The following is a 26,171-nucleotide window of genomic DNA, read 5'->3' as shown; positions in this document are numbered from 1 at the left end:
CGGCACCCGATGGACCGCGCTAGACCGGCGCGGCGCGGCAATGCCGGTCGATGTATTGCTGGTGCGTCGGCATGTGGTGCACCGCCTCTTCGATTACCCGGCGCAGACCGCGCAGACGACCGGCGGCGTCGACCTGGCTGCGCATGTCCGTCAGCGGATGATGGCGCTGCGGCCATACCTCCTGCCCCACCAGCACCGCCAGCCAGTTGGAGTTCTGGAACAGCTCCATGCTCTCGGCCACCAACCGGCCGCCGCTGCGGAATTGCTCGATCTTGTATTGCAGCGTGTCGGGAATCGCCATCGTCGCGGTCTGGCGCCACAGCGGCTCCTCGCGCTGCACCGCGTGGTAGTGCAGGATCACGAAATCGCGGATCCGCTCGTACTCGGTCTGCGTGAGGCGGTTGAATTCGCGCGCGGCGAACGGATCGAAATCGCGATCGGGAAACAGCGCCAGCAGGCGCGTGATGGCGGTCTGGATCAGGTGGATGCTGGTGGACTCCAGCGGCTCCATGAAGCCGGCCGACAGTCCGATCGCCACGCAGTTGCGATTCCATGACTGCTTGCGCCGCCCGGTGGTGAAGCGCAACTGCCGCGGCGAACCCAGCGGCTCGCCTTCCAGGTTGCCCAGCAGAGTCGCCGCGGCCTCGTCATCGCTGATGAACTGGCTGCAGTAGACGTGGCCGTTACCCATCCGGTGCTGCAGCGGAATGCGCCACTGCCAACCGGCCGCGTGCGCGGTGGAACGGGTATAAGGCGTCGCCTCCTTGCGGTGAGCGCAGGCCACCGCCACCGCGCGATCGCAAGGCAGCCAGTGCGTCCAGTCGTCGTAGCCGGTCTCCAGCGCGCCCTCGATCAGCAAGCCGCGAAAACCGGAGCAGTCGATGAACAGGTCGCCCTCGATCACCGTGCCGCCATCCAGCGTCACACTCTGGATGAAGCCATCCCCGGCGCGCAGGGCGACATCGACCAGCTTGCCCTCGGTCCGCCGAACGCCACGCTGCTCGGCATACTGGCGCAGGAAACGTGCGTACAGGCTGGCGTCGAAGTGATAGGCGTAATCGAGGGACGACTGCACTTGGCGGCGATCGGCCACCGGCAGGTCGAACTTGCCGGCGCGGGCGGCCGCCCAGGCCAGCGCGTAATCCTGCAGCGGCTTGTCATCGCCACGCTCGCGCTCGCGCAACCAGTAATGATGCAGCGGCACGGCGTCGAATTCGGTGCCGAACTGGCCGAACGGGTGGAAGTAGCGTTGCCCGTAGCGGCTCCAGTCGACGAACTCGATGCCGAGCTTGAAGGTGCCCTGGGTGGCGGCCAGGAACGCGTTCTCGTCGATACCCAGGGTGCGGTTGAAATACTTGATCGGCGGAATGGTGGCCTCGCCGACACCGATGCTGCCGATTTCCCCGGACTCGACCAGGTCGATCCGGCAACTTCCCTGCAGTGCATTGGCCAGTGCGGCGGCGGTCATCCAGCCGGCCGTACCTCCTCCGACGATCACGATGCGGCGGATGGGGCGTTCAGTCATGTCGAGGTTCCATCAATCAGGGCAGCTGCATTCGGCAGGGCATTCATCTCATCCGCCGGTCGCGCCGCGTCGTCCAGCGACAACGGCTGGCGGTCGCCGCCGGACGCGCGCAATCGCGGCGCGACCAGCGGCACGGTGAGCATGGTGCTGACCACGGCCATCAGCAGCAACGCGGTAAAGGTATCGGCGGTGATCAGGTGCCGGTCGAGCAGGATGTTGACGAAGATGATCATGATCAGGGCCTTGGTCTGCAGCAGCCAGCCGATGCTCCAGGCCTCGCCCCTGCCCCAGCCCAGCAGGCGGCCGGCGATGTGCACACCGGCCAGCTTGCCGCCCACCGAGGCCAGCAGCAACAGGCCGGCGGCCACGAATACCGCTGCGCCGCCCACGCTCCAGCCGGTACGCAGCCCGGTCGAGAGGAAGAACACCGGCATCACCACCAGCAACACGTGATGACGCAGCAGATCCATGCGCGTCTGGTCGAACCATTCGCGATCGATCACCGCACCGGCCAGGAACGCACCCACCATGTAGTGCAGGCCGGCACGATCGGCGGCCAGTCCGCAGGCTGCCAGCCAGATCAACCCGACATACCAGCGATCCGATTCCGCCAGCCGGCGCATCAGCCGGCGGAACAACCACGCCGCACAGACGAACAGCAGCAGGAACAGCAACTGCCGGCCGACCCGTTCCCAATCCAGCAGGATCACTGCCAGCACCGCCCAGATCGCGATGTCATCAAGGCTCGCGTAACGCAGGATGCGCTGCCCCAACGGCAGGCGCAGGATCGCGAGCTTCTCCATCAGCAGGATCAGGATCGGCAGCGCGGTCACCGCGCAGGCCATGCCCACGCCGAGCACGAACTGCCACGGCGCAGCCGCCGCACCGATCCAGCCACCTTGCCAACCCAGCAGCATGATCGCGGCGATACTCCCGAACACCAGCGGCACGCCGAGTGCCAGGCTCGCGGTGATACCGCACTCGCGGCGACGCGCCCACACCTGGGCCAGGTCGAGCTCGATGCCGGCGATCCACACGAACAGCATCACCGCCCACCAGGCCACGCCATTGAGCGCCTGGATCACCGTGCCACTGAACACCGTGTCGTAGTAATGCGGAAAGGCCGCCCCCAGAATGCCCGGCCCCAGCACGATGCCGGTGAGTATCTGCACCACCACCAGCGGTGCGTAGTAGTCGAGCCGTGCGAGGCGCCAGATCAGATAGGGCGCACCGAAGATGATCATCATCGCGACCAGGAAAATGTCCGTGCTGTTCATCGATCCACCCCCGCTCGCGCCTGCCCGGCCAAGAGTAGCGGATGCGGGCGCGGCCACAGCTAAATCACCTTGCATCGCAGCATGAAAAACTGCGTCGCTTCACGATGAATACGTATGCAGACATGCGTTGCCGACCTTGCCACCGACCTACCATGCAGTAGCTCCCGGAATTCATTCGGACGTCTACTGCAAGCCACCGCATTCGACTGACGTGGACCCCGGCAACCTTGATCCGCTGCAGGAGTCACGATGCTCCGTCGTCCCGCCTTTGCCTCGATCATCCTGTGTGCGGCGCTGCTGGCGCCGGCGATCACCGCGAGCTCCGCCTCCGCCGCGCAATCGGTGCAGGCGACGACGCACCGCGAGCCGCCGTCGGCGAGCTCCGGCGTGTACTACGAAATCTTCGTGCGCAGCTGGTACGACACCAACGGCGACGGCGTCGGCGACCTCGACGGTGTCACCGCGAAACTCGACTACCTCAAGTCGCTGGGCGTCAGCGGGATCTGGCTGATGCCGATCAACCCCTCGCCCAGCTATCACGGCTACGACGTCACCGATTACTACGGCATCGATCCGCAGTACGGCAGCATGGCCGACTTCGAGCGCCTGCTGGCCGAAGCGCACAAGCGCGGCATCAAGGTGATCCTCGACCTGGTGATCAACCACACCAGCAACCGGCACCCCTGGTTCGTCGCCGCGCAGCATCCGCAGGATCCCCACCACGACTGGTACAGCTGGGCCACGCCCGGCACCGACCTCGCCGCTGCCAGTGCAGCCGGCGACAAGGCCTGGCAGGCGCTGCCGGACGGCCGCCACTACCTGGGGATCTTTTCGCGCGGCATGCCGGACCTGGACTACGACACGCCCGCGGTGCGCCAGGAAATGATCAAGGTCGGCCAGTTCTGGATGCGCAAGGGCGTGGACGGCTTCCGGCTGGACGCGGCGCGCCACATCTACCTCAACTTCAGGTCGCAGGAAGGCGACCCGGCGGTGCTGCGGAAGAACCTCGCCTGGTGGCAGCAGTTCATGCAGGGCGTGCGCGCGGTGAATCCTGACGCCTATGTGGTCGGCGAAGTCACCGAAGGCTCATGGCGACAGCTCGCGCCCTGGTACGGCGCGCTGAGCGCGGTGTTCGACTTCCCGCTGGCGAACCGGATGATCGACGCGGCGCGCAGCGAACGGGCCGGCGATCTCGCCCGGCAGTTGCAGCAGCGCTATGCCGCGTTCGCAGCCACCGCCGGCCAGCCGGGCGCCGATGCACCGTTCCTGTCCAACCACGACCAGAACCGGGTGATGAGCCAGCTCGATGGCAACCTCGCGCACATGCGTGTGGCTGCGGCGCTATTGCTGACCCTGCCCGGCCATCCGTTCGTGTACTACGGCGAGGAGCTCGGCATGCGCGGGGTGAAGCCCGACCCGGACCTGCGCGAGCCGATGCGCTGGGACCGCCCGGCCGATGCGCCGGGCGAGACCACCTGGAAAGCCTCGACCGCACATGCCGGCGCGGCGGTGTCAGTGCAGGCCGAGCAGGCCGATCCAGACTCGCTGCTCGACACCTACCGCACGCTGATCGGCTGGCGCCGCGAGATCGCTGCGCTGCGCGACGGCGCGGTGCGCGCTTTCGCGGTGAACAACCCGGCGATCGTGGCTTATCGCCTGGACGACGCCAGCAGCCACGTGCTGGTGGTGCACAACCTGTCCGGCAAGGCGCAGTCGGTCGCACTCGATGCCGCCGGCGGCACGGCATACGCCGACATCGCCAGGCAGGCCGTGCCGGGCGTGACGCTGGCCGGACACCGTCTCACCCTGCCGCCCTACACCACGGCGATCCTGCGCTGACGCGCTGTCGCCCGGGTCCCCACACGTTTCAGATCGAGGCTTGCCCATGCGCTCCAACCCGATGCTTTCCCGCCGCCTCGCCGCCGCCATCAGTCTTTGTGTCGGCATGGCCGCGGTACCGATCACCGCCGTGTCCCATGGACAGGCGGGTACCACCACGCCGACCGGCGCCAGCGTCGATCACGGCACGCTGAACCTGCCCCTGGACGGCGGCCGCCTGACGGTGGCGTTCATCGCGCCCAACGTGGTGCGCGTGCACTACCTGCCCGACGGCAAGGCCGGGGCACCGTCGCTGGTGATCGACCCCAGGGCATCGCTGACCCCACTGGCCAATGTGAAGGTGGACGATGACGCCGAGGCGATCACGCTGGGCACCGGCCGGGCCACGCTGCGCTGGCATCGCCACGACGGCACGCTGCAATTGTCCGACGCCGACGGCCGCACGCTGCTGACCCAGGGTCAGCTGGCCGACCTGGCACGGGGCCGTCTGCTGCTCGATCACGCCCGCGGCGATGCGCTCTACGGCATCGGTGGTTACAACGCCACCGAGGATGCCAGCGCCGGCATGCTGCGCCAGGGCAAGCAGGTCATCACTGCCGGCGAGCAGGGCCATGCGGGCGCGCCGCTGGTCTGGAGCACCGCCGGTTACGGCGTGCTGATCGACACCATCGGTGGTGCGTTCCACCTGGAGGGCGATACGCTCAGCGCGACCGGCACCTCGCGCAAGGACCTCGACTACTACCTGATCGCCGGCACCCCGGCACAGATCTTCACCGGCGTGGCACAGGTCAGCGGGCACTCCCAGCTGTTCCCGAAGTGGGCGATGGGCTTCACCAACAGCCAGTGGGGCATCGACCAGAAGGAACTGCTGCAGACCGTCGACACCTACCGCAGCAAACACATCCCGATCGACAACTTCACCCTCGACTTCGACTGGAAGGCGTGGGGCGAGGACTGGGGCGAGTTCCGCTGGAACACCAGTAAGTTTCCCGACGGTCCGGACGGCAGGCTGGAGCGAATGCTGGATGCGCGCGGCATGCACCTCACCGGCATCATGAAGCCGCGCGTGCACGTGGACACGGTCGAGGGACGCTACGCCACCGCGCACGGCTTCTGGTCGCCGGCCAGCAAGGTCGCGCCGGACTATTTCTCGAAGAAGCCGATCCGCGAGCTGGATTTCGACCAGCCCGCGGTGCGCGCATGGTTCTTCAACGACCAGCTCAAGCACTCCTTCGACACCGGTATGGTCGGCTGGTGGAACGACGAGGCCGACGACATCGGCAGCGACACCCAGTTCACCAACATGGAACGCGCGCTGTACGACGGCCAGCGCGCATATTCGCCGCTGCGCGTGTGGTCGATCAACCGCACGTTCTACCTCGGCGCGCAGCGCTATGCCTACGGCATGTGGTCGGGCGACATCCCCACCGGCTTCCCCAGCATGGCCGGCCAGCGCGCACGCATGCTCAGCGCGGTCAACGTCGGCGCGATGCAGTGGGGCATGGACGGCGGCGGCTTCAAGGACGGCACGCCCACCCCCGAGAACTACGCACGCTGGATCGAGTTCGGCGCGTTCACGCCGATCTTCCGCGTGCATGGATCATTCGGCCAGAAGCGCCAGCCGTGGGTGTACGGACCGGTCGCCGAGAAGGCCGCGACCGACGCGATCCGCCTGCGCTATGCGCTGATCCCGTACATCTACAGCTACGAATACCGTCGGCACGTCGATGGCGTCGGCCTGGTCCGGCCGCTGATCTTCGACTGGCCGCACGATCCGAAGGTGCGCAACGACACCGACAGCTGGCTGTTCGGCGATTACCTGCTGGTCTCGCCGGTGGTCCGGCAAGGCCAGACCAGGAAGGACGTCTACCTGCCGGCCGGACAGTGGACCGACTGGTTCAGCGGCAAGGTCTACCAGGGCGGCCAGAGCGTCGGGCTGGCGGTCGACAGCAGTCACTGGAGCGACATCCCGCTGTTCATCCGCGACGGCGCGATCATCCCGACCCAACCGCCGGAAGATTATGTCGGGCAGAAGCCGCTGGTCCAGCTCGAGGTCGAGGTATTCCCCGCCGCCCGCCGCAGCACGTTCGATTACTACGACGACGACGGCAGCACCTACGGCTACGAACACGGCGCCTGTTTCATGCAGGCCCTGGCGGTGCAGCGGCAGGCACGCTCGGTGCAGTTCGACATCGGCAAGGCCGGCGGCACGTTCAGGCCGGCGTTGCGGTTCTATCTGCTGAAGATCCACGGCACGGCGGCAACTAAGGTCACCGCCGACGGCGCACTGAAATTCTTCGACAGCCTTGCTGCCCTCGAGCATGACGGCGAAGGCTGGGCCAGGGGCAACGATCGGTTCGGCGCGGTCACCTATGTCCGGGTGAGTGCGGCCACGGCGCGGCACATCGCGCTCACATGGGGGCGCTGAAGCGGCGCATCCGCTTTCGTCGCCCATAGGGGAAACAGCGATGACGCCGTCGTCCCGGCAGCTGCCGGGAACCAGCGATTGCATCGACGGTTTCCGATGCATCCATGCCTGCATGGATCACTCACTGGAGAGAAAGTCGATGTTCAATCAACGGATACCGTTTCAGGGGAAGACACCACGTCGTTCCGGCACCGCGCTATGGCTGGCCCTGTGCGCCGCACTGGCGGCCGGCGGCGTGACCACCCCGGCGCAGGCGGCCAGCAACGACAACAACGTGGAGTGGAACGGCCTGTTCCATGACCAGGGCCCGCTGTACGACAACCACGTCGAACCCACCGCCAGCCAGGCGGTGACGCTGACCCTGCGCACGTTCAAGGGCGACATCACCAGCGCCACGATCAAGTACTACGACAGCGGCACCAGCTCGTTCCATACCGTGGCGATGAGCTGGTCGTCGAACGATCCCACCGGCACGTTCGACTACTGGAAAGGCACGATCCCGGCCAGCGCCTCGGAGAAGTACTACCGCTTCCAGATCCACGACGGCACCTCGACGGCTTGGCTCAACGCCGCCGGCACCACCTCGAGCGAGCCGTCCAGCGGCGACTTCTTCATCATCCCCGGCTTCACCACACCGGGCTGGATGAAGAACGGCGTGATGTACCAGATCTTTCCGGACCGCTTCTACAACGGCAGTACCGCCAACGACGTGACCAACGGCCAGTACACCTACTCCGGCTGCGCCACCGAGAAGCATGCCTGGGGTTCCAGCGTCTATGCCAACGTCAGCGGCTGCAACACCGCCGTGTTCTTCGGCGGCGACCTGGCCGGCGTGGACCAGAAGCTGGGCTACATCAAGAACACCCTCGGTGCGAACATCATCTACCTCAACCCGATCTTCCTGTCGCCGAGCAACCACAAGTACGACACCGAGGACTACATGACGGTGGACCCGGCGTTCGGCAGCAACAGCACCCTGCAGACGCTGGCCGGCGACATCCACAGCACCGGCAACGGACCGAAGGGCTATCTGGTGCTCGATGGTGTGTTCAATCACACCGGCGACACGCACAAGTGGTTCGACCGCTACAACTGGTGGACCGGCATCACCGGTGCGTACGAGTCGCAATCCAGCCCGACCTACGGCTACTACACCTTCCAGAACTGGCCCAACACCTACTCGGCCTTCTTCGGCTTCTCGTCGATGCCGAAGCTGGACTACGGCGCCAGCGGCTCGGCAGTGCGCAACGCCATCTACGGCTCCTCCACCTCGGTGGTGCAGACCTACCTGAAGTCGCCCTACTCCATCGACGGTTGGCGGCTGGATGCGGCGCAATACCTCGACGCCAGCGGCGGCAACGGCAGCGACGCCACCAACCACCAGATCATGGCCGAGCTGCGCACGGCGGTGAAGTCGGTCAACCCGAACGCCGACATCCTCGGCGAGTTCTGGGGCAACTCCGGCCCGTGGACCACTGACGGCAAGCAGTGGGACGGCGCGATGAACTACGACGGCTTCACCCAGCCAGTCTCGGAGTGGATCACCGGCAAGGACTACAGCGGCAACGCCGCGTCGATTCCCGCCTCGCAGTTCGACAGCTGGCTGCATGGCACGCGGGCCAACTATCCCACCGACGTGCAGCAGGCGATGTCCAACTTCCTGTCGAGCCATGACATCAGCCGTTTCGGCGGCCGCGCCGGTGGCGACATCTGGAAGACCTATCTCGCACTGTTCTTCCAGATGACCTACGTGGGCACGCCGACGATCTACTACGGCGACGAATACGGCATGCAGGGCGGTGCCGATCCGGACAACCGTCGCACCTTCGACTGGACCGTCGGCAGCATCACCAACAGTGCCGTCGCACTCACCCAGAAGCTGATCGCGATCCGCAACGCCTATCCGGCGCTGCGCACCGGCTCGTTCATGACCCTGCTCACCGACGATACCAACAAGTTGTATTCCTACGGCCGCTTCGACGCGACCAACCGGATCGCGGTGGCGCTCAACAACGACTCGGTGACCCACACGATCACGGTGCCGGTCTGGCAGCTCAGCGTGGCCAACGGGAGCCAGCTCACGGAACTTGTTTCCGGCACGGTCTATACCGTACAGAACGGTCAGGTCAGCGTCGCGGTGAACGGTCACTACGGCGCGATCCTGGCGCAATAGCCAGGCAGGTTTTCCCTCGCGGGAGCGGCTGCAGCCGCGATCGGCTTCCCTCCGGCCACAAGGGTCGAGGCAGGAGTCGCTCCCGCTTTTTTTTTCTACGCGCACGCCACGCAGGCGAGGCTCACCCTGACCCGCGCCTGTCGCCCCTCGTCAGTAACCGGCGGCGAGTCCGGCGGGACGCCGCCGATCGTTGGCACCTTCCAGCCGATGCGTCTTCGGATCGACCAGGATCGCCTCGTCCGCGCCCCACGACTTGACCGCCTTGAAGTGGTGTCCCATCGCTTCCAGCTTGTGCTGCGCCGAGGGCGTGAGCAGGCCGGGCTCGGCGAACACCTGATCGGGCAACCACTGTTCGTGCAGGCGCGGCGCGTCCACCGCCTGCTGCATGTTCATGCCGAACTCGGCCACGTTGAGGAAGCTCTCCAGCGTGGTCGAGATGATGGTGGAGCCGCCCGGACTGCCGGTCACCATGAACAGCTTGCCGTCGCGCAGCACGATGGTCGGCGACATCGAACTGAGCGGACGCTTGCCCGGTTCGATCCGGTTGATCCGCCCCTGCACCAGGCCGAACGAATTGGGCACGCCGGGCTTGGAGGTGAAATCGTCCATCTCGTTGTTGAGGAAGAAGCCGGTGTCGCCGGCAATCCGGCCGACGCCGAACAGGTAGTTGATGGTGTAGGTCACCGCGACGGCGTTGCCATGCGCGTCGACGACCGAGTAATCGGTGGTGTTGGTGCCCTCGACCGCGCCCAGGCTGCCCTTGACCCCGGACGACGGCGTGGCCTTGTCCGCGCTGATGCTGGCGCGCATCGTGGCCACGTGCTCCGGCGACAGCAGCTGGCCGATCGGGTTGTGCACGAAGGCCGGATCACCGAGGTAGGTGTTGCGGTCGGCGAACGCGCGGCGTTCGGCCTCGACCATGTAGTGCACGCTGTCGACCGAGCCGTAGCCCCAGCGGGCCAGCGGATACGGCTTGAGGATCTGCAGGATCTGGCAGATGGTGGCGCCGCCGGAACTGGGCGGCGGGTCGGAGACGACGGTGTAGCCGCGGTAGTCGCAGGTCAACGGCGTGTCCCACACCACCGAATAGTCGGCAAAGTCCTTCATCGACAGGATGCCGCCATGCGCCTGGCTGGCCTCGACCACCTTGCGCGCGATGCTGCCCCGGTAGAACGCCTGGGTGCCGCCTTGCCCGATCAGCGCCAGCGTGTGCGCCAGCTGCGGCTGCCGCAGCCGATCGCCCACCGCATACGGCTTGCCATGGTCGAGGAAGGTCGACGCCACATTGGGATGTTGGGCGAAATCCTTGACCCGCTCGTTGAGGATGTTGACGTCGCCCTGCTGCAGCACGAAGCCGTCGCGGGCCAGCTTGATCGCCGGCGCGATCACCTGCCGCAGGGGCATGCTGCCGTACTTCTCCAGCGCCTCGTCCAGGCCCATCACGGTGCCGGGCACGCCGACCCCGAGGTAGCTGCCGGTGCTCTTGCCCGCGATCACGTTGCCGCTGGCATCCTGATACATGGTGGGGCTGGCTTTCAGCGGCGCCTTCTCGCGGAAGTCCAGGAACAGGTTCTTGCCGCCGGCCAGGTGCACCACCATGAAGCCGCCGCCGCCGATGTTGCCGCAGCACGGATGCACCACGGCCAGCGCGTAGCCCACGGCGACCGCGGCATCCACCGCATTGCCACCCTGCCTGAGGATGTCGACCCCGGCCCGGGTGGCCAGGTGCTGCGCGGAAACCACCATGGCGTGTTTCGCGATGACCGGCCTGGCCCTGGCCAGCGCGGCCAGCGTGGTGGGCGCGGCGGTGGCGTCGAGCGCTTGGCGGGGAATGTTGCGTTGGGCCGACGATGGCTGGGTCGCCCACGCCGCGGGCGTCGCGGCGAGGATGGCGATCGCCATCCATGCAGGGAATGCGTTGCGCATGATGGTCACTCGGTAAATGCGGGGAATGGGAAGAGAGGGCGGAAACGCGACGCGCGGATTTCAGGCGCACGCGGATTCGCCCGGCGCACGGGGATGCCCTGATGCGGGCGTCCCCGTGCGCGACCGTGTCGTGTCCGGACTGCCTTACCAGTGGTAGGCCACGGTGCCGTAGTAGTAAGCACCGCTGAAGCCGAACGGCGAGGACCCGCTATAGGGAAGGATGCCGTGGTAGTTGTTGGCGCTGCTGCTCTTTTCCGGGTAGGCGTCGTTGATGTCGTTGCCGCCGAGGGTGAAAGTCCAGTCGTTCCAGTTGTAGTTGACCGAGGCATCGAGCACGAAGCGCGCACCGTAGGTCTGGTCACTGCTGGACGTCGTGCCGAGCGTGGTGAATTGCCCGTAGCGGGTGACCTGACCGTGGAAGTTCCAGTTGCTCACATGCCAGTCGGTAGCCAGGAACGCCTTGGTGCGCGGGCTGCCCCTGGTGATGCGGCCTTCCTCGGCGCGGTCGATGATCGGCAACGTCAGCCCGGCCAGTCCCAGCTGTGGCGGATTCGCCGCAATCGCACGGATGTCGGTCTTGTTGTAGTTCAGGCCGCCGGTGAACTTCAGCGACGAGTTCTGCAGTTCCACCGGGTAGGTGCTGACCAGGTCGACACCTCGGGTACGCGTATCGACCGCATTGGTGAAGAAGCGGCCGCCACTGACGAACGGAATGCCGACCGACGTGAGGTAATCCTGCACGGCCGTGCCCACCAGGTTGCCGCTGAGGACGATGCGATGGTCGATGTCGATCTGGTAGACATCGAGCGTGGTGTACAGGCCACTGGTCGGAGTCAGCACCAGGCCGAAGCTGTAGTTGCGCGATTTCTCGGGCTTCAACGACTGCGCACCCAGCGCCTGTGCGGCGGCGTCGCCCACCGGAAACGTGCGGATCGTGTAGGGGATCAGGTTGCCGCTGCCATCGGCGACGAAGTTGATCGCCGTGCTCGAGTAGTACTCCTGCTGCAATGAGGGTGCGCGAAAGCCGTTGGACACCGTACCGCGCAGTGCCACCGTCGGGTTGAACTCGTAGCGGCCGGACAGCTTCGCCGAGGTGGTCCCGCCAAAGTCGCTGTAGTGCTCGTTGCGGACCGCCAGTCCGGCGGACAGCTTGCTGGTCAGGTCGCTTTCCAGGTCGACGTAGATCGCGTGGCTGTTGCGCGAATGCGAACCGGCATCGCCCGGCTGGTAGCCCGGGTACACCTGGGCACCGGCACCGGCAAAGGAGGCCGCGTCACCGTGCTTGATCTCGAAATTCTCGTGGCGATACTCCAGACCCCAGGCCACCGTCAGCGGGTTTTCCAGCATGGCGGGATTGAACTCCCTGTTGAAGTCGGCGTTGTACAGGTTCTGCCGGTCGCTCAGGGTGCCGATGTAGAAGCCGGTGGGCGAGGCGCTACCCAGTGAATAGTTGTACGTATCGCTGGTATTGAGCTTCCAGTGGTTGCCACCGGTGTTGGCACTGAAATCGTAGTCCCACCCGGCCACCTTGCCGCGCACGCCCACGACCTCGGAGTCGTCGCGGATGGCGCTGTTCTCGGTGGGCAGGAAGCCATTCGGGTAGACCGCCGCGGCGTCCGGATGGCTGCCGGAATAGCTGGACAGCGAGCGGAAGAAGCCGCCGGCGCTGACATCCCGCTTGTTGAAGAGGCTGAACGCGTAGATCTGCGCGTTCGGCGTCAGGTCGTATTGCAGGTTGATCGCGCCCTGCCTGGCCTTGATCAGCGGCAGGCCGTAGTGGAAGGTGACGGTGCCGAAGGTCGGGTCCCCGGGGTAGCGGTTGTCGGGGCCGGCGCGGTTGGTCGGGTCCTGGTGCATCGCGTTGAAGCTCAGGTGCACCCAGCCCTTCTTGCCCAGGGCGAAGCCGCCGTCGGCGCCGCCCTGCCAGGTGCTGCCGTCGCCCTTGGTGAACTGACCGCCGGTGATGCTGGCCGATCCATGCTGGCTGCCGCCCTTGAGGATGATATTGATCACGCCCGCGATCGCGTCCGAACCGTACTGGGCCGCAGCGCCATCACGCAGCACCTCGACGTGGTCGATCGCATTCACCGGGATGGCATTGATGTCGACCGGCGAGGAGCCACGGCCCAGCGAACCGTTCACGTTGACGATGGCGGTGGTGTGTTGCCGCTTGCCGTTGATCAGCACCAGCGTCTGGTCCGGCGCCAGGCCACGCAGCTGCGCCGGCTGGATCGCATCGGTGGCGTCGGTCACCGACGGCTGCGGGAAGTTGAACGAGGGCAGCAGCGTGCGCAGCGCCGAGGCCAGATTCGTGGCGCCGGTACCGACCAGGTCCTCCGGCGTCAGCACGTCGATAGGCGACAGCGAGGTGGCCTCGGTGCGATCGAACGAGTGCGTGCCGGTCGTGACCACGACGGCCTGCAGGCTCACCGTCTGCTTGCTGTCCGGCTTCTCCGACGAGGACGCGCCGGGTGCCGGCGGATCATCCGCCGAATAGATCGTCACCGTCTTGGCATTGAGGAAACGGTATTTCAGGCCGGTGCCCTTGAGCAGCCGTTGCAGGGTCGCCTGCTGTGACAGGCCGGCGGGTGCACCCTGGGTGCGCATGTCGTCCGCGATCTTCGAGACATAGACCAGTTGCAGATGTTCATGCTGCGCGAAGGTACTGAGAGCCTTGTTCAACGGCATCGCCGGAATCACGGTGTCGGAGACCGCCGGCGTCTGGAATGGAGCCGCCATGACGGGACCGGCGAGCCCGGCGCCGACCAACGCCGCCAGGCAGCACTTTGCAAGAATAGACTTACGCATGAATCGGTTCCCCTGCTGGATACCACGGTGGTGCACACACCCGCAGTCGACGCTGGCTTGATGTGATGCGCTTGTTACTTACGAGCCCGATCGTGCGAAACCGGGTAATGCTTTTTTTGACGTGATCGCCACGTCGTGCCGATCCGGCTTCAATCACGATGCTTCCCCGCGGCGCGGCCGGTGACGATGATGCGTCGTTCCTGCGTTCGCACATGCACCCCGGGCATGGTGCCGAGGAACGCGACGAAGGTGGACACATCATGTGCGGCAAAGGTGCCGCTGATCGGCAACAGGCCGATTCGCCGGTCGTCCACGCGGATCTGCAGATTGTTGTAGCGATTGAATTGCGCCGCCACCGCGGCGATGGACTCGTCCTCGAAGACGATGTTGCCCTGGAGCCAGGCGGTGGCCTGCTCCAGATCGACCGGACCTTGCGATTCCAGCCGGCCGGAGGCGGCGATGCGTGCCTGATGGCCGGCGACGAGATCGACCAGCGGATGTCCCCGCCCTGCCGCAGCCGGCTGCCGGGCGCGATGCAGCCAGGCGGTGGCAGGTGGTGCCGGCGGCGCCGGCCATACCTGCACCTGGCCTTCGGTCACCGTGACCGTGGTTCCCGTGGCCTGCCGGTAGACATCGAATGCCGTGCCGATGTCCTTGATCAGCAGGCTACCGACGCGCACGCCGAAAGGCCGTTCCGGGTCTTTCGCCACCTCGAAATAGGCCTGGCCGCGTATGACTTCGACGAGGCGGCGGTGCTGACTGAAACTGACCGCGATGGCCGAATCGGAGTTGAGCCGCACGAAGGTGTTGTCCGGTAGCTGCAGGCTGCGCTGCTCGCCGTGGCTGGTGGCGTAGTTCAGCACTTGCGGCCGGGACGCGAACCACCGCAGGCCGAAAATCAGGGCCGTCGTCGCCAGCATCAGCGCCGCGACATTCGCCCAGCGCGCGAGGGAACGCGTCGCCGCACGGGACGGGTGTGCATGATGCCCGGCACGGGTCCTGACCCGGTGTTCCTGCGGCGAGAGCATGCTCAATACCGATGCGCCGCCAGCGGCGTGAATCGGCACCACGCGATCCATGCCACCGGCGTCGCCCAGCAGTTGCTGCAGTGACGTGGTGTCCTGCCGCGCCGCGTCGCCGATGTCCCGTGCGACTCCGGCGATGGCCAGGTATTCGGCCACATGCATGGGCGAGGCGCGCAGCCAGCGCATGAAAGCCTGCTGTTGCTGCATGCCGAGCGTGCCGTCGCGATGCGCCACATACCATTCCGCAGCCTGTTCCGCGATGAGATCCTGCAGTCGCTGGTCTTCCTTGTGCATGATGATTACTCGTACCGGGCCAGGCCGCGGCGACACAACGCCAGCGCCTTGACGACATATTTCTTGACCATGTGATTGGACACTCCCAGTTGCGCGGCGATTTCGTCGTAGCTCATGCCGTCGCGATGCTGCATCAGCATCACCGCCTTGCAGCGGGGCGGCAGACGGTCGAGCACCGTGTGCAGCCGTTGCCGCCGGAATTCGCGCTCGGCCTCGGCCTCGGGCGTCCCTTGCGGAGATTCCAGCTCCGGCAACATCTGCGTGATGTCCACGCTGAGGCCGCGCCGTTTTTGCAGTACGGCATGCTCCTTGACGAGATTGGACGCCACGGTGAACAGGTAGGCTTCCGGATTGGCGATGATGCTGTCCTCGCCACCGTCGACGCGCAACAGGCGCACGAAGACTTCCTGGGCCAGATCCTGGGCATCCCAGCGATGCGCCACGCGGCGCCGGAAAAAGCCGTTGAGCGTGGCCTGATGCGTAACGAACATCCGCGCCCAGAAAGGGCCTCTGTCGGAACTCATGGACTCCCTCATTCGCCGGCATCTGCAATGCGGCCGCCTACACTATAAGAGGGTGAGGAGGAGAATCCGGGTACCGGAGAATTCGGCGGGACCGGGATTCGATGACGGAATCGACGCGAACGGGCCTTTGACGCATGCCATCGGGAACCCCGGCGTCGGCGCGGACTCCTCGAAATGCGGAGCCGCAGGGTACGGCACCCGTGCGGCCGTCCCTGCAGGCATTTGTCGGATCGGCTGCCGTCGGGCCCGGCGGCAGTTCCCTGTCCATCCATTTCATGCCGTGTCACTGGACGGCGCAGGCCGACTGTAAGAGACTGCCGTGCCGGCCATGTAAACGTTTACACGGCCATCCTTCGAGCAGGCCGATGCGGACCTGTTCCGCCTGACGACAAGGAATCCCGATGATTCGTCCAAGCACGATCCGCCGCTTGCTGCTGAGCGTTTGCGCGGCCGCCTTGATGGCCGGCCATGCGATCGCCGCCACAGCCGCCGACACGGTGCGCATCCACGTCGATGCCCAGGCCCAGGGCATACCCTTCCCGCACTTCTGGGAGAAGATGTTCGGCTCCGGCCGGGCCTCGCTGGCGCTGCGCGACGACTACCGCAAGGACCTCGACGCGGTGCACCGGGCCACCGGCTTCAGCTACATCCGTGCACACGGCATCTTCGACCACGACGTCGGCCTGGTCCGGCGCGATCCCGACGGCAAGGTCCGCTACAACTTCTCCTACGTCGACCGGATCTACGATGGCCTGCTCGAGCACGACGTCAAGCCGTTCGTCGAACTGAGCTTCATGCCGCCGGAGCTGAGCTCCGATCCGAAGGCATTGCAGGAGTTCTGGTACCACCCGAATATCGCGCCGCCGAAGGATTACGCCGAATGGGACGCGATGATCACGGCGTTCGCGAAGCATCTGGTCGAACGCTACGGCATCGACGAAGTATCGAGCTGGTACTTCGAGGTGTGGAACGAGCCGAACATCGGCTTCTGGGTCGGCAAACCGGCACAACCCACCTACTTCACCCTGTACGACCACACCGCCCGTGCGTTGAAGGCAGTCAGTCCGCGCCTGCGCGTGGGCGGGCCGTCCACGGCGCAGGGCGCGTGGGCCACCGATTTCCTGGCCCACGCGAAGAAGGACAACGTGCCGGTCGACTTCGTCAGCACCCACGTCTATGGCGACGACACTGCCGACAACGTGTTCCATACCGACGAGAACATCCCGCGCCGCGACATGGTCTGCCGCACGGTGGACAAGGTGCACAGGGAAATCCTCGCCTCGCCCTACCCGCACATGCCGCTGATCTTCAGCGAGTACAACGCCAGCTACGCGAACCTGCCCAACGTCACCGACAGCGTGTTCATGGGCCCGTGGATGGCCAACACCATCCGCGAGTGCGCGGGCAAGATCCAGATCATGAGCTACTGGTCGTTCTCCGATGTGTTCGAGGAACAGGGCGTGGTGCGGAACCCGTTCTACGGCGGCTTCGGCCTGATCGCCGCCGATCGCATCCCCAAGCCCTCGTTCAACGCGTTCGCGATGCTGCACAAGCTGGGCGACCAGCAGCTCGCCAGCAAGTCCGATTCCGCCCTGGTCACCCGGCGAGACGATGGCACGGTGGTGCTGGCGTTGTGGAACTACGCGCCGCCGGTCGGCAAGACCGCCAGCTACACCCCGGGCGAACCGGTCGGCAGGCCCAGACACTTCCGCATCGATGTGAAACATCTGGCCGCCGGTGCCCACGCCACCGTGTGGCGACTCGACGCGACCCACGGCAACGCGGTCGCGCTGTTCGATCGCATGGGCCGACCCGACTCACCCAGCCGCGAACAGATCGCGCAGCTGCGCGAGGCCGGCCGGCTGCCTGCGCCGGAACAGCTGGACCCGGTCGAGGGCAGGTTCGAGATCACCATTCCGCCGCAGGGACTGGTGCTGGTCGAGCTGCACTGACACGCTGATCGGATCCACGGACCCGCATCGAGGCCGCATCTGTCGCGGCCTCGATGCATTCGGGTTGCGCCAATTGCATCGATGGCCCGACACTTCGCGGTAGCCGGAACTCGGCTCCGATACGACGACAAGGCCAGCGGGCCGGTGGGCCGGCAGGGGAAAGGCCGGCCCGCACACCAGCGCCCATCACCACAAGAAGGATCTGCAGACATGCGTCAGATGTTGAATATGCCGGGCTCGTCATGGCGACTGATCATCCCCGCCGCCTTGGTCATCGTGCTGTTGCTCAGCTCGTTCTTCGTGGTTCCTCCGAACCAGATGGCGGCGATTCGCTGGATGGGCGGCACCGTCACGACCAAACAGCCGCTGGGCACGGGCGTGCACTTCAAGGTGCCGTTCCTCGAGCAGGTCGATTACCTGCAGACCTCGCAATCGACCTACTTGCTGCCGGAGTTGTCGGTGTACACCAACGACAACCAGGCAGTGGCGATTTCCATCTCGGTCATCTACCAGGTCCCGCCAGCGGCCGTGCTGCATCTGCTCTACGACGTCGGTCGCGCCGGCAACTCCGACATCGACACGACCATCGTGCCGGTCGTGCGTGATCGCGCGCTTGCCGTGTTTGCGAAGTACAACACCTTGAACATCTCGGACTCGCGCGCGCAGATCACCGAACAGATGAAGAAGGAAGTCGCCGAGGCACTCGGGCGCCTGTTCGGCATCAACGTGGTCGACGTACAGCTCACCTCGATCAAGTATTCGCCGGTGTTTTCCGAGTCGGTAGAGAACGCGGTCAAGGCCAAGGCGGAGGCGGTGCAGGCGGAAAACACCGTGTTGCAGCGCAAATACGAAGGCCAGCAGAAGACCGTCACCGCCCAGGCCGAAGCGCAGGCGAAGATCGAGCAGGCCAAGGGCACCGCCGAGTCCACGGTGCTGGAAGCCACCGCGCAGGCCAAGGCGATCCGGCTGGTCGGCGAGGCGTTGCAGGGCAACCCGCAGTACACCCGCTTCTACGCCACCCAGCACTGGGACGGCACCCTGCCGCAATACTTCGGCGGAAGCGGCGCCGTGCCGTTCGTGGACATTGGCGGCAAGGGCAGCAAATAGCCGCCGCCCTCTCGCGGACATTTCCAGCAAGAGAACCTGCGAAGTCAGGTGGCGGGCATGCCCGGCATGGGCATGCCCGCCCGCGTTATTGACGGTCGGCGCCGATCTACGCAGCCACCCCCGCCGCGTGGCCCCGTTGCACATGCTCCCGGCACAGCTGTTCGACCAGAGCACGGTGATCCGGCAGGTCGTTCAGTGCATGCCCGGCGATCTGCCGGATCATCGCGAATTCACGCTGCGCCGCCTCCATGTGGGGATAGGCGCTGCGCATCGGTTCCAGGTCGGTCCTGAACTCCATGCCGTAGAGAACGTACTGCCAGCTGGCCGGCATGAACATCTCCAGGTCGGTGACGAAGTCCAGCCGATGCGGCGGCCGGTGCCGCCATAGCTGCAGCCGCTCCTGCAGGGTCGCCGGGATGCTGGCCGGATCGGTATTGTCGATCCAGAACGCCGAGTCGCGACGCTGCGACAGGCAGTAGTGCATCTTGATGAAGTCGATGATGCGGTCGTAGCGCGCGACCATCATCTCGTTGAACTTCCGCGCCGTGCCTTCCATGTCGTCGCGGTCGCCCGGCAGCAGATGGGTGAGCATGTACGCGGCCAGTTCGATCAGCGCGATGCCGGTGGACTCCAGCGGCTCGACGAAGCCGCCGGCCAGTCCGATCGCCACGCAGTTCTTGCGCCAGTGCTCCGGCCGGTAGCCGGTCTCGAATTTCAGGTGCAGGGCCTCGAGCCCGTCGGCGGCCGTGCCGACGTAGCGCCGCACCAGCTCTTCCGCGCGCTCGGCGTCGCCGTGCCGGGACGAATAGACGTAGCCGATGCCGCGGCGCTTCTGCAGCCCGATATCCCAGATCCAGCCGGTTTCCTGTGCGGTGGATCGGGTGAACGGCAGGATCGGCGAGTCCGCTTTCGGATACGGCACCTGCAGCGCCACCGCGCGGTCGACGAACAGCACGTCGCGACGGCTGCGGAACGGCGACTGCATGGCGTTGCCGATCAGGGCGCCGCGCAAGCCGGTGCAGTCCACGTACAGATCGGCCGACAGCGGCCCGAGCTCGGTGGTCACGATGCGTGCGATGGCGCCGTGCTCGTCCAGTTCGGCGCGCTCGACCGTGGCCAGGTGGCGTGTGACGCCCAGGCTCTGGCCATGCTCGGCCAGCGTCGCGGCGAAGCAGGCGGCATCGAAATGGTAGGCGTGGTTCAACGGCCCCTGATAGTCCGGATCGCTGGCACGCTTGGGCGCCCGCCCGTGATCGACCAGATGGCTCTGCATCGTCACCGCTTCGGCGAAAGCGGTGCCTTCGGGGGCACCACCCAGCAGCCAGTAAGGCAGCAGTTCGGGGCTGCCGCCGCGCTGGCTGGGCGTGCTGAACGGGTGGAAAAAGCGATCCGGCCCCGGCGTGTTCGGCGGCCGCACCCAGTTGACGTACTGGATGCCCTGTTTGTAGGTCGCGGTCGCGCCGACCAGGAATCGCCGTTCGTCCAGGCCGATCGCGGCCAGGGTGCCCCGGATCGACGGGAAGGTGGCCTCGCCGACCCCCAGCAGGCCGATGCTGGCCGATTCGACCAGCCCGACCTGGATGCTTTCCGGTGCGGCGCTGTTCAACGCCTTGGCCAGATAGCATGCCGTCAGCCAGCCGGCGGTGCCGCCGCCCACGATCAATATCTTTTGTATGCGTGGCATGTCGCCTCCTCCTGGCTTGTTGCTTCGCAGCAAGCTTATCGCGGAATTTCGCAGTAGCATCGCGGCCATGACAGCGCTGTCATACCAATTTGACAGCGCTATCATCGAAAGACTACCGCATGATCACGACGATTTGGGGAGAGGGTGAAAATGAAACTACGCTACTCAGCACTGTACATCGCCATGGCTGCCGTACTGGCCTCGGGCGCTGTTCACGCGACCGGGCAGGAAGCAGATGCGGCGCCGAAGAATGCTCCCGATGCCAGCAAGGTGAAGACGCTGGCCTCGGTGCAGGTCACCGCGACCAAACGCGAGACGCCGCTGCAGAAAACCCCGGTGGCCATCAGCGCCATCAGCGGTGACACGCTCGACAAGGAACGCGTCATGACGGTACAGGACATCACCCGACTGGTGCCTGGCCTGCAGGGCACTTCCGAGGGTGACCATGGCGTGGTGACCCTCACCCTTCGCGGCATCGGCAACGACAGCGCCAAGACCGAATATGCCGACCCGGAGGTCGCGACCTTCGTCGATGGCGTGTACTCCCCTCGGGCCGAGGCGGCCGCCAGCCTGCTGCTGGACATGGACGGTGTGGAAGTGCTGCGTGGCCCGCAGGGCACCTTGTGGGGCCGCAACTCCACCGCCGGTGCGATCAGCTTCACCACCATGAAGCCGGACATCAACGGCGGCTTCTACGGCAATGGCACGATCGAGGCGGGCAACTACAACCAGAGCGGCGTGCGTGCGGCGGTGAACCTGCCGATCAGCAGCACCTTCGCCATGCGCGTGGCCGCCGTGCACGAGCAGCACGACGGTTACGTCGATTACCAGAATCCGGTCGGCCAGATCCCCACGGTCGCGCAGCAACAGGCGAACTATCTCGCCTCCGGCGGCGATCCGGCGAGCTTCCAGCCGATCGACACGAACCTGTTCGTGCAGAAGGGCAAGAAGTATGACGCGCAGGATCAGTCGGCTTACCGCGTGAGCGCGCGCTGGAAGCCCAGCGACAGCTTCGTCTGGGATCTGTCCTACGAGGATTTCAAGGATCGCGGCACGCCCAACATGAACCTGATGCAGCAGCCACGACCGGGCCAGAAGTTCTGGTCGGCGCTGATCGACACCGCGCCTTACCTGGACCGCACGTCCAGGTCGGTGCGCAGTCGCATGGACTGGACCATCAACGACGACATGGAACTGAGCTACATCGCCGGCTACACCCGCTACTCGGGCAAGGGCGACTTCGACCAGGACGGCGGCGTGAACGTGCCGACCAGCTTCACCACCAACGGCTCGTATCAGGAAGACCGCACCAACTTCTCCAACTACGTCAGCTCCAGCCACGAGTTCGATCTGAAATCCACCGGCCAGAACACCCTGGACTGGATTCTCGGCGCGTACTACGAGCATGAAAACAACAACATCCGCTTCGATATCCCGATCATGAACGGCACCCAGCAGGGTACCGTGGGCTGGCAGGGCTCGTTCATCCAGCCGGAAGAGCGGGTCACCTCGACCGCGGCCTTCGGCCAGGCGACCTGGCACATGAACGACACCTGGCGGCTTACCGGCGGCGTGCGCTGGTCGCATGACAAGCGGGAAAACAGGGGTGGCATCAACTGGGGCTGGGGCTACGATCCGGCCTTTCCGCAGCAGCCGATCTCGCCCGGAGAACAGCCTGGCGACGTCGGCTTCAACATCAGCCAGCACAACGACGCCACCTACAGCAAGAGCAAGCCGACCTGGCTGGTCCGGCTGGATCACGACATGGGCAGCAATGGCCTCGTCTACGCCAGCGTGTCCACCGGTTACAAGTCGGGCGGCACCCAGGATGGCGGCGCCCTGTACAAGCCGGAGACGCTGACCAACTACGAGATCGGTGCCAAGTTCTCCTTCCTCGGCGGGCACATGACCTGGAACAGCGCCGCCTACTATGAGGTCTTCAAGAACTACCAGCTGTCGGCGCCGGTCACCTATCCCGACGGCACGCATGGCCTCGGTTTCTCGAACGTGGGCGGCGAGACCAAGGTGGCCGGTTTCGAATCGGAGCTTGCCTACCAACAGAGCAACGACCGCGCCAACCTGGTCCTGTCGGTGATCCCGAAGAAGAAGCTGGGTACCGAGAAGTACGCGGCCAGCAACGACTACTACGTGCCGACGGCCTGCCCGCCTGAATCGACCATCAGCAACAACTGCATGGACATTTCCGGCAACGATCTGCCGCACGCACCGGACCTCTCGCTCACCGCCATCTACGAGCACGATTTCGTGTTGAGCAACGGCGGCCGCCTGACCCCGCGCGTGAGCGCCCAGTACCAGAGCGCGCAGTGGCTGAGCTGGTTCAACTTCGGTGCCGGCGACAAGCAGAAGGCGTATACCCGCGGCGACCTCTCGTTGCGCTACACCGAGCCAAACGAGAAGTGGTACGTCAACGCCTACGTGCAGAACGTATCGGACGGCAAGGTCAAGAGCAGCGCCGCGGGCAGCACGTTGCTGGCCAATGGCACCGTGGCATTCACCTCCCAGTACCTGCCGCCACGCACCTACGGCGTCCAGGTCGGCTTCTGGTTCTAGGCGTCGATGCAGTTCCCTCCTGGCGACTGACTGCTCCCTTCCAGTCGCCATCGGATGCCCCCGCAACGGGGCATCCTTTTTTTTGCCTCGTTCCGGGCGCTTGGTGCGACGTGATTCGACACGCGACGCCGACAGCAGCCGGGGGCTCTGCGGCCGGGCTCGTCTGTCACGGCTGTCCCTGGTCGGAATCCGCAGACGGGCGATGCTCCTTGCCGGTGACAGGAAGCCTGCCAAGGCAGCACCCGACCGTCCTGTTCGCACGAGGGCCGGGTGTGCCGGCACAGCGCGCCGACGCGTCCGTGAGGTGCCGCGCGGCAGGCCGGCCGCTCAGCTGGCGGGCGACCCGGGCGGGGCCGCGCCGCGACGGAATCGAGGTGGCCTAATGCTGCCGGCAGTCCAGGGTCCTGTCCGCGACGGTGCCCAGCGCCACTTCGGCAATCGCGATTCGCTCGCCGGCGCTGCTGCTCCAGCGGAAAGGCGAGTCCAGCTTTTGCATGTCGGCGCCGGCGGCGCGGAAGCATTTCAGCGGGATGCCCACGCGCAGCCACTGGCCGCGTGGCAATGCGGCCAGCCCGTTGCCGATCGGCAGCCTGGCGCTGCAGCCGCTGCCGCAGGACACGCCGAGCGTGGTGCCCTCGGGTGACAACGCATCGATGCGCAAGGTGGTCACCAGCAGCACGTCGCCGTTGGTCTCGCGGTCCAGGTCGAGCGGTGCCGTCGTGGTCAGGGCAACGCTTGCCTCGCCCGCACCGGACCAGCGCAGACTGCGGGCATCCTCCTGCGCCTTGTAGTCGAGCGCGCCGACCAGCAGGCTGCCATCGGCGGCGCCCGATGGCGTGGCGGTGACGTCCATCGACTTGCCGTTGGCGCCGGTGATGTCGAGGGCAAAATCCCGCGCCGGTTTGCCATGCGCGAAATAGACGCCCGCACGAGCTGTTTCCAGGACCATGCCCGCGACCTCGGGCAGCTGCCCGACGCTGGACGGATGGGCATAGCTCAATCCATAGCCATACGGAAACTGCGGGTGGTAGTCGGCCTGGCCCACGTTGAGTGTCGTCTGCACCGCGGTGCGCGGCCACGAATACCCCAGCTTGCCGTGAAAGTCGTGCGCGACCCGGCCGTCACGCGTGCGCAACAGCACGTCGGCCACGCCCTCGCCTTCGCTGCCGGGCAGCCACGCGACGACGAACGCATCGGCGGCATTGATCTCGCGATTCATCCACAGCGGACGTCCACCGAGGAACACCGCCACCACCGGCACGCCCTGCCGGTGCAGGCGGCGCAACAGGTCGAGGTCGTGATCGTCGCCCGGCCGGTAAGCAAGATTTGGCAGGTCGCCCTGGAACTCCGCGTAGGGATCCTCCCCGAACACCACGATGGCCGCATCGGGCTTCTGCCGGTAGGTGCCATCCACCGACAGCACGGCGGTGCCACCGGCCGCCTTGACCTGCGCGTCGATGCCGGCCCAGATCGAGGTCGCGCCGGGGAAGTTCGCGTTGGTCAGCCCGGTGCCCTGCCAGGTCAGCGTCCAGCCGCCGTTCTGCTTGGAGATGTTGTCGGCCCCGTCGCCGGCCACCAGGATGCGCTTGCGCGGGTCCAGTGGCAGCAGGCCATGCTGATTCTTCAGCAGCACCAGCGACTCGCGCACGGCGCGTCGGGCCAGCGCGCGATGCGCCGGATTGCCGATGATGTGCACGGCATCGACCGCCAGCGGGTTGGCACTGGGCAGCCCCCCCTTGAACATGCCCAGGCGCATCTTGACGCGCAGGATCCGCGTCACCGCATCGTCGACGCGGCTCATGGGGATCGCGCCCGACTTCACTTCGGCCAGGGTGTGCCGGTACAGCCCCTTCCACGAATCCGGCGCCTCCAGCATGTCCAGCCCGGCGTTGTAGGCCGCGGCACAATCCTCGTTGGTGCAGCCGGGCACCTGGCCATGCGCGTTCCAGTCGCCCAGCACGATGCCGCCGAAGCCCATGCGCCCCTTCAGCACGTCGGTGATCAGCGCCTTGTTGCCGGCCATCTTCACGCCGTTCCAGCTGGAGAACGAGACCATCACGACCTGCACGCCCGCCCGGATCGCCGGCGGATAACCGGCCGCATGCACGTCGCGCAGCACGGCCTCGCTGACCTCGGCGTCGCCCTGGTCCTTGCCGTCGCGGGTGCCGCCGTCGCCGACGAAATGCTTGGCGGTGGCGAGCACGTGATCGGCATCGAGAAACTGCGACGTGCCCACCGCGCCTTCCAGCCCTTCCACGATGGCGGCGGCATACTGCGCCACCAGCTTCGGATTCTCCGAATAGCCTTCGTACGAGCGCCCCCAGCGATTGTCCTGCGGCACCGTCAGTGTGGGCGCGAACGTCCAGCCGATGCCGCTGGCCCGCAGCTCCTGCGCGGTGACCTCGCCTATCTGGCGGATCAGTTCCGGATCGCGCGTGGCGCCCAGCCCGACGTTCTGCGGGAACAGCGTGCTGCCGACCAGGTTGTTGTGGCCATGCACCGCATCGATACCGAACAGCACCGGAATCGCCGGGCGTCCGTCCGAACGGTCGATCGAGGCGCGATGGAACGCGTCGGCCAGCTGCTGCCATTGCGCCGCAGTGCCGTACTGACCGCCGTCCGGCCCGGAGTTGCCACCGGCCAGGATCGAACCGAGCCGGTATTTGCGCACGTCCTGCGGGGTCACGTACTTGATGTCGGCCTGGATCATCTGCCCCACCTTGTCCTCCACCGACATCCTCGCCAGCAGCGCCCCGACCCTGGCCTCCAGCGCGGGATCGGGCGGCAGCGGCGAGGTCACCTTCGGCCACAGCTCCGGATGCACGGTGGCTGCCGCGCCGGCCGCGGGCACGGGCGAGGCTTGCAGGAACAGCACGCCGGCGATCGACACGGCAGGAAAGATACGTTGCAGGACAGATTTCCGGGGGGAGGACAGCGACACGTCGGAGCTCCAGGCAGGCGCGCAGGCGATGCGCGGAAGCCGCAGAGTGACACAGATGACAGCGCTGTCAATTCGCAAAGCAGCATGACCGCCCGGC

At 66.0% G+C, this 26,171-nt stretch carries 14 protein-coding genes; 6 read left to right on the top strand and 8 right to left on the bottom strand.

Annotated features, from left to right (window positions below; genetic code table 11):
* Positions 1-19: 19 nt before the first annotated feature.
* Together ACFPPA_RS03190 and ACFPPA_RS03185 are read right to left on the bottom strand one after the other, a co-directional pair.
* Positions 20-1,525 (bottom strand): tryptophan halogenase family protein, encoded by a 1,506-nt coding sequence (locus tag ACFPPA_RS03190; RefSeq protein ID WP_377317208.1) that lies wholly within the window; start codon positions 1,523-1,525, stop codon positions 20-22.
* On the bottom strand, positions 1,522-2,802 hold the full coding sequence (locus tag ACFPPA_RS03185; RefSeq protein WP_377317206.1) for a cation:proton antiporter: 1,281 nt from the start codon (positions 2,800-2,802) through the stop codon (positions 1,522-1,524). Before ACFPPA_RS03185 ends, ACFPPA_RS03190 begins: the two co-directional genes overlap by 4 nt.
* A 249-nt stretch (positions 2,803-3,051) precedes the next feature.
* On the opposite strand from ACFPPA_RS03185, the gene ACFPPA_RS03180 reads away from it, so the two are divergent.
* The 3 genes from ACFPPA_RS03180 to ACFPPA_RS03170 all read left to right on the top strand — a co-directional run bounded on the left by ACFPPA_RS03180 (position 3,052) and on the right by ACFPPA_RS03170 (position 9,242).
* Positions 3,052-4,641: an alpha-amylase family glycosyl hydrolase gene (locus ACFPPA_RS03180; protein WP_377317204.1), complete on the top strand. Its 1,590-nt coding sequence runs from the start codon at positions 3,052-3,054 to the stop codon at positions 4,639-4,641.
* Between the two features lie 46 nt (positions 4,642-4,687).
* Positions 4,688-7,069 (top strand): TIM-barrel domain-containing protein, encoded by a 2,382-nt coding sequence (locus ACFPPA_RS03175; protein WP_377317202.1) that lies wholly within the window; start codon positions 4,688-4,690, stop codon positions 7,067-7,069.
* A gap of 139 nt (positions 7,070-7,208) precedes the next feature.
* Positions 7,209-9,242, top strand: a complete 2,034-nt coding sequence (locus ACFPPA_RS03170) for a glycoside hydrolase family 13 protein (RefSeq protein ID WP_377317200.1) — start codon at positions 7,209-7,211, stop codon at positions 9,240-9,242.
* A 150-nt stretch (positions 9,243-9,392) separates the two neighbouring features.
* Here ACFPPA_RS03170 and ggt read toward each other — a convergent pair whose 3' ends face one another.
* The 4 genes from ggt to ACFPPA_RS03150 form a co-directional block, all read right to left on the bottom strand.
* Positions 9,393-11,168, bottom strand: coding sequence for a gamma-glutamyltransferase (ggt, locus tag ACFPPA_RS03165; RefSeq protein WP_377317198.1), 1,776 nt, complete (start codon positions 11,166-11,168; stop codon positions 9,393-9,395).
* Between the two features lie 144 nt (positions 11,169-11,312).
* Positions 11,313-13,976: a TonB-dependent receptor domain-containing protein gene (locus ACFPPA_RS03160; protein WP_377317196.1), complete on the bottom strand. Its 2,664-nt coding sequence runs from the start codon at positions 13,974-13,976 to the stop codon at positions 11,313-11,315.
* A gap of 149 nt (positions 13,977-14,125) precedes the next feature.
* Positions 14,126-15,295, bottom strand: a complete 1,170-nt coding sequence (locus ACFPPA_RS03155; protein ID WP_377317194.1) for a FecR family protein — start codon at positions 15,293-15,295, stop codon at positions 14,126-14,128.
* 5 nt (positions 15,296-15,300) lie between these two features.
* Positions 15,301-15,819 (bottom strand): RNA polymerase sigma factor, encoded by a 519-nt coding sequence (locus ACFPPA_RS03150; RefSeq protein WP_377317192.1) that lies wholly within the window; start codon positions 15,817-15,819, stop codon positions 15,301-15,303.
* 401 nt (positions 15,820-16,220) lie between these two features.
* On the opposite strand from ACFPPA_RS03150, the gene ACFPPA_RS03145 reads away from it, so the two are divergent.
* Positions 16,221-17,771: a GH39 family glycosyl hydrolase gene (locus tag ACFPPA_RS03145; RefSeq protein ID WP_377317190.1), complete on the top strand. Its 1,551-nt coding sequence runs from the start codon at positions 16,221-16,223 to the stop codon at positions 17,769-17,771.
* Between the two features lie 210 nt (positions 17,772-17,981).
* Positions 17,982-18,878, top strand: coding sequence for an SPFH domain-containing protein (locus ACFPPA_RS03140; protein ID WP_377317188.1), 897 nt, complete (start codon positions 17,982-17,984; stop codon positions 18,876-18,878).
* A 106-nt stretch (positions 18,879-18,984) separates the two neighbouring features.
* On the opposite strand, the gene ACFPPA_RS03135 is transcribed toward ACFPPA_RS03140, so the two are convergent.
* Entirely contained in the window at positions 18,985-20,562 is a 1,578-nt protein-coding gene (locus ACFPPA_RS03135) for a tryptophan halogenase family protein (protein ID WP_377317186.1), read from the bottom strand.
* Positions 20,563-20,712: 150 nt separating this feature from the next.
* On the opposite strand from ACFPPA_RS03135, the gene ACFPPA_RS03130 reads away from it, so the two are divergent.
* Positions 20,713-23,133 carry a TonB-dependent receptor gene (locus ACFPPA_RS03130; protein WP_377317184.1) on the top strand — a complete coding sequence of 807 codons (2,421 nt, stop codon included), beginning with the start codon at positions 20,713-20,715 and terminating at the stop codon, positions 23,131-23,133.
* Between the two features lie 379 nt (positions 23,134-23,512).
* Here ACFPPA_RS03130 and ACFPPA_RS03125 read toward each other — a convergent pair whose 3' ends face one another.
* A complete protein-coding gene (locus ACFPPA_RS03125) occupies positions 23,513-26,119 on the bottom strand; it encodes a glycoside hydrolase family 3 protein (RefSeq protein ID WP_377319432.1) in 2,607 nt (868 codons plus the stop codon).
* Positions 26,120-26,171 lie beyond the last annotated feature (52 nt).

Origin of the sequence: Rhodanobacter ginsengisoli (genome assembly GCF_042657065.1) — a bacterium.
Taxonomy (GTDB): Bacteria; Pseudomonadota; Gammaproteobacteria; order Xanthomonadales; family Rhodanobacteraceae; genus Rhodanobacter; species Rhodanobacter ginsengisoli.
This window is presented reverse-complemented; position numbering and strand designations above follow the sequence as displayed.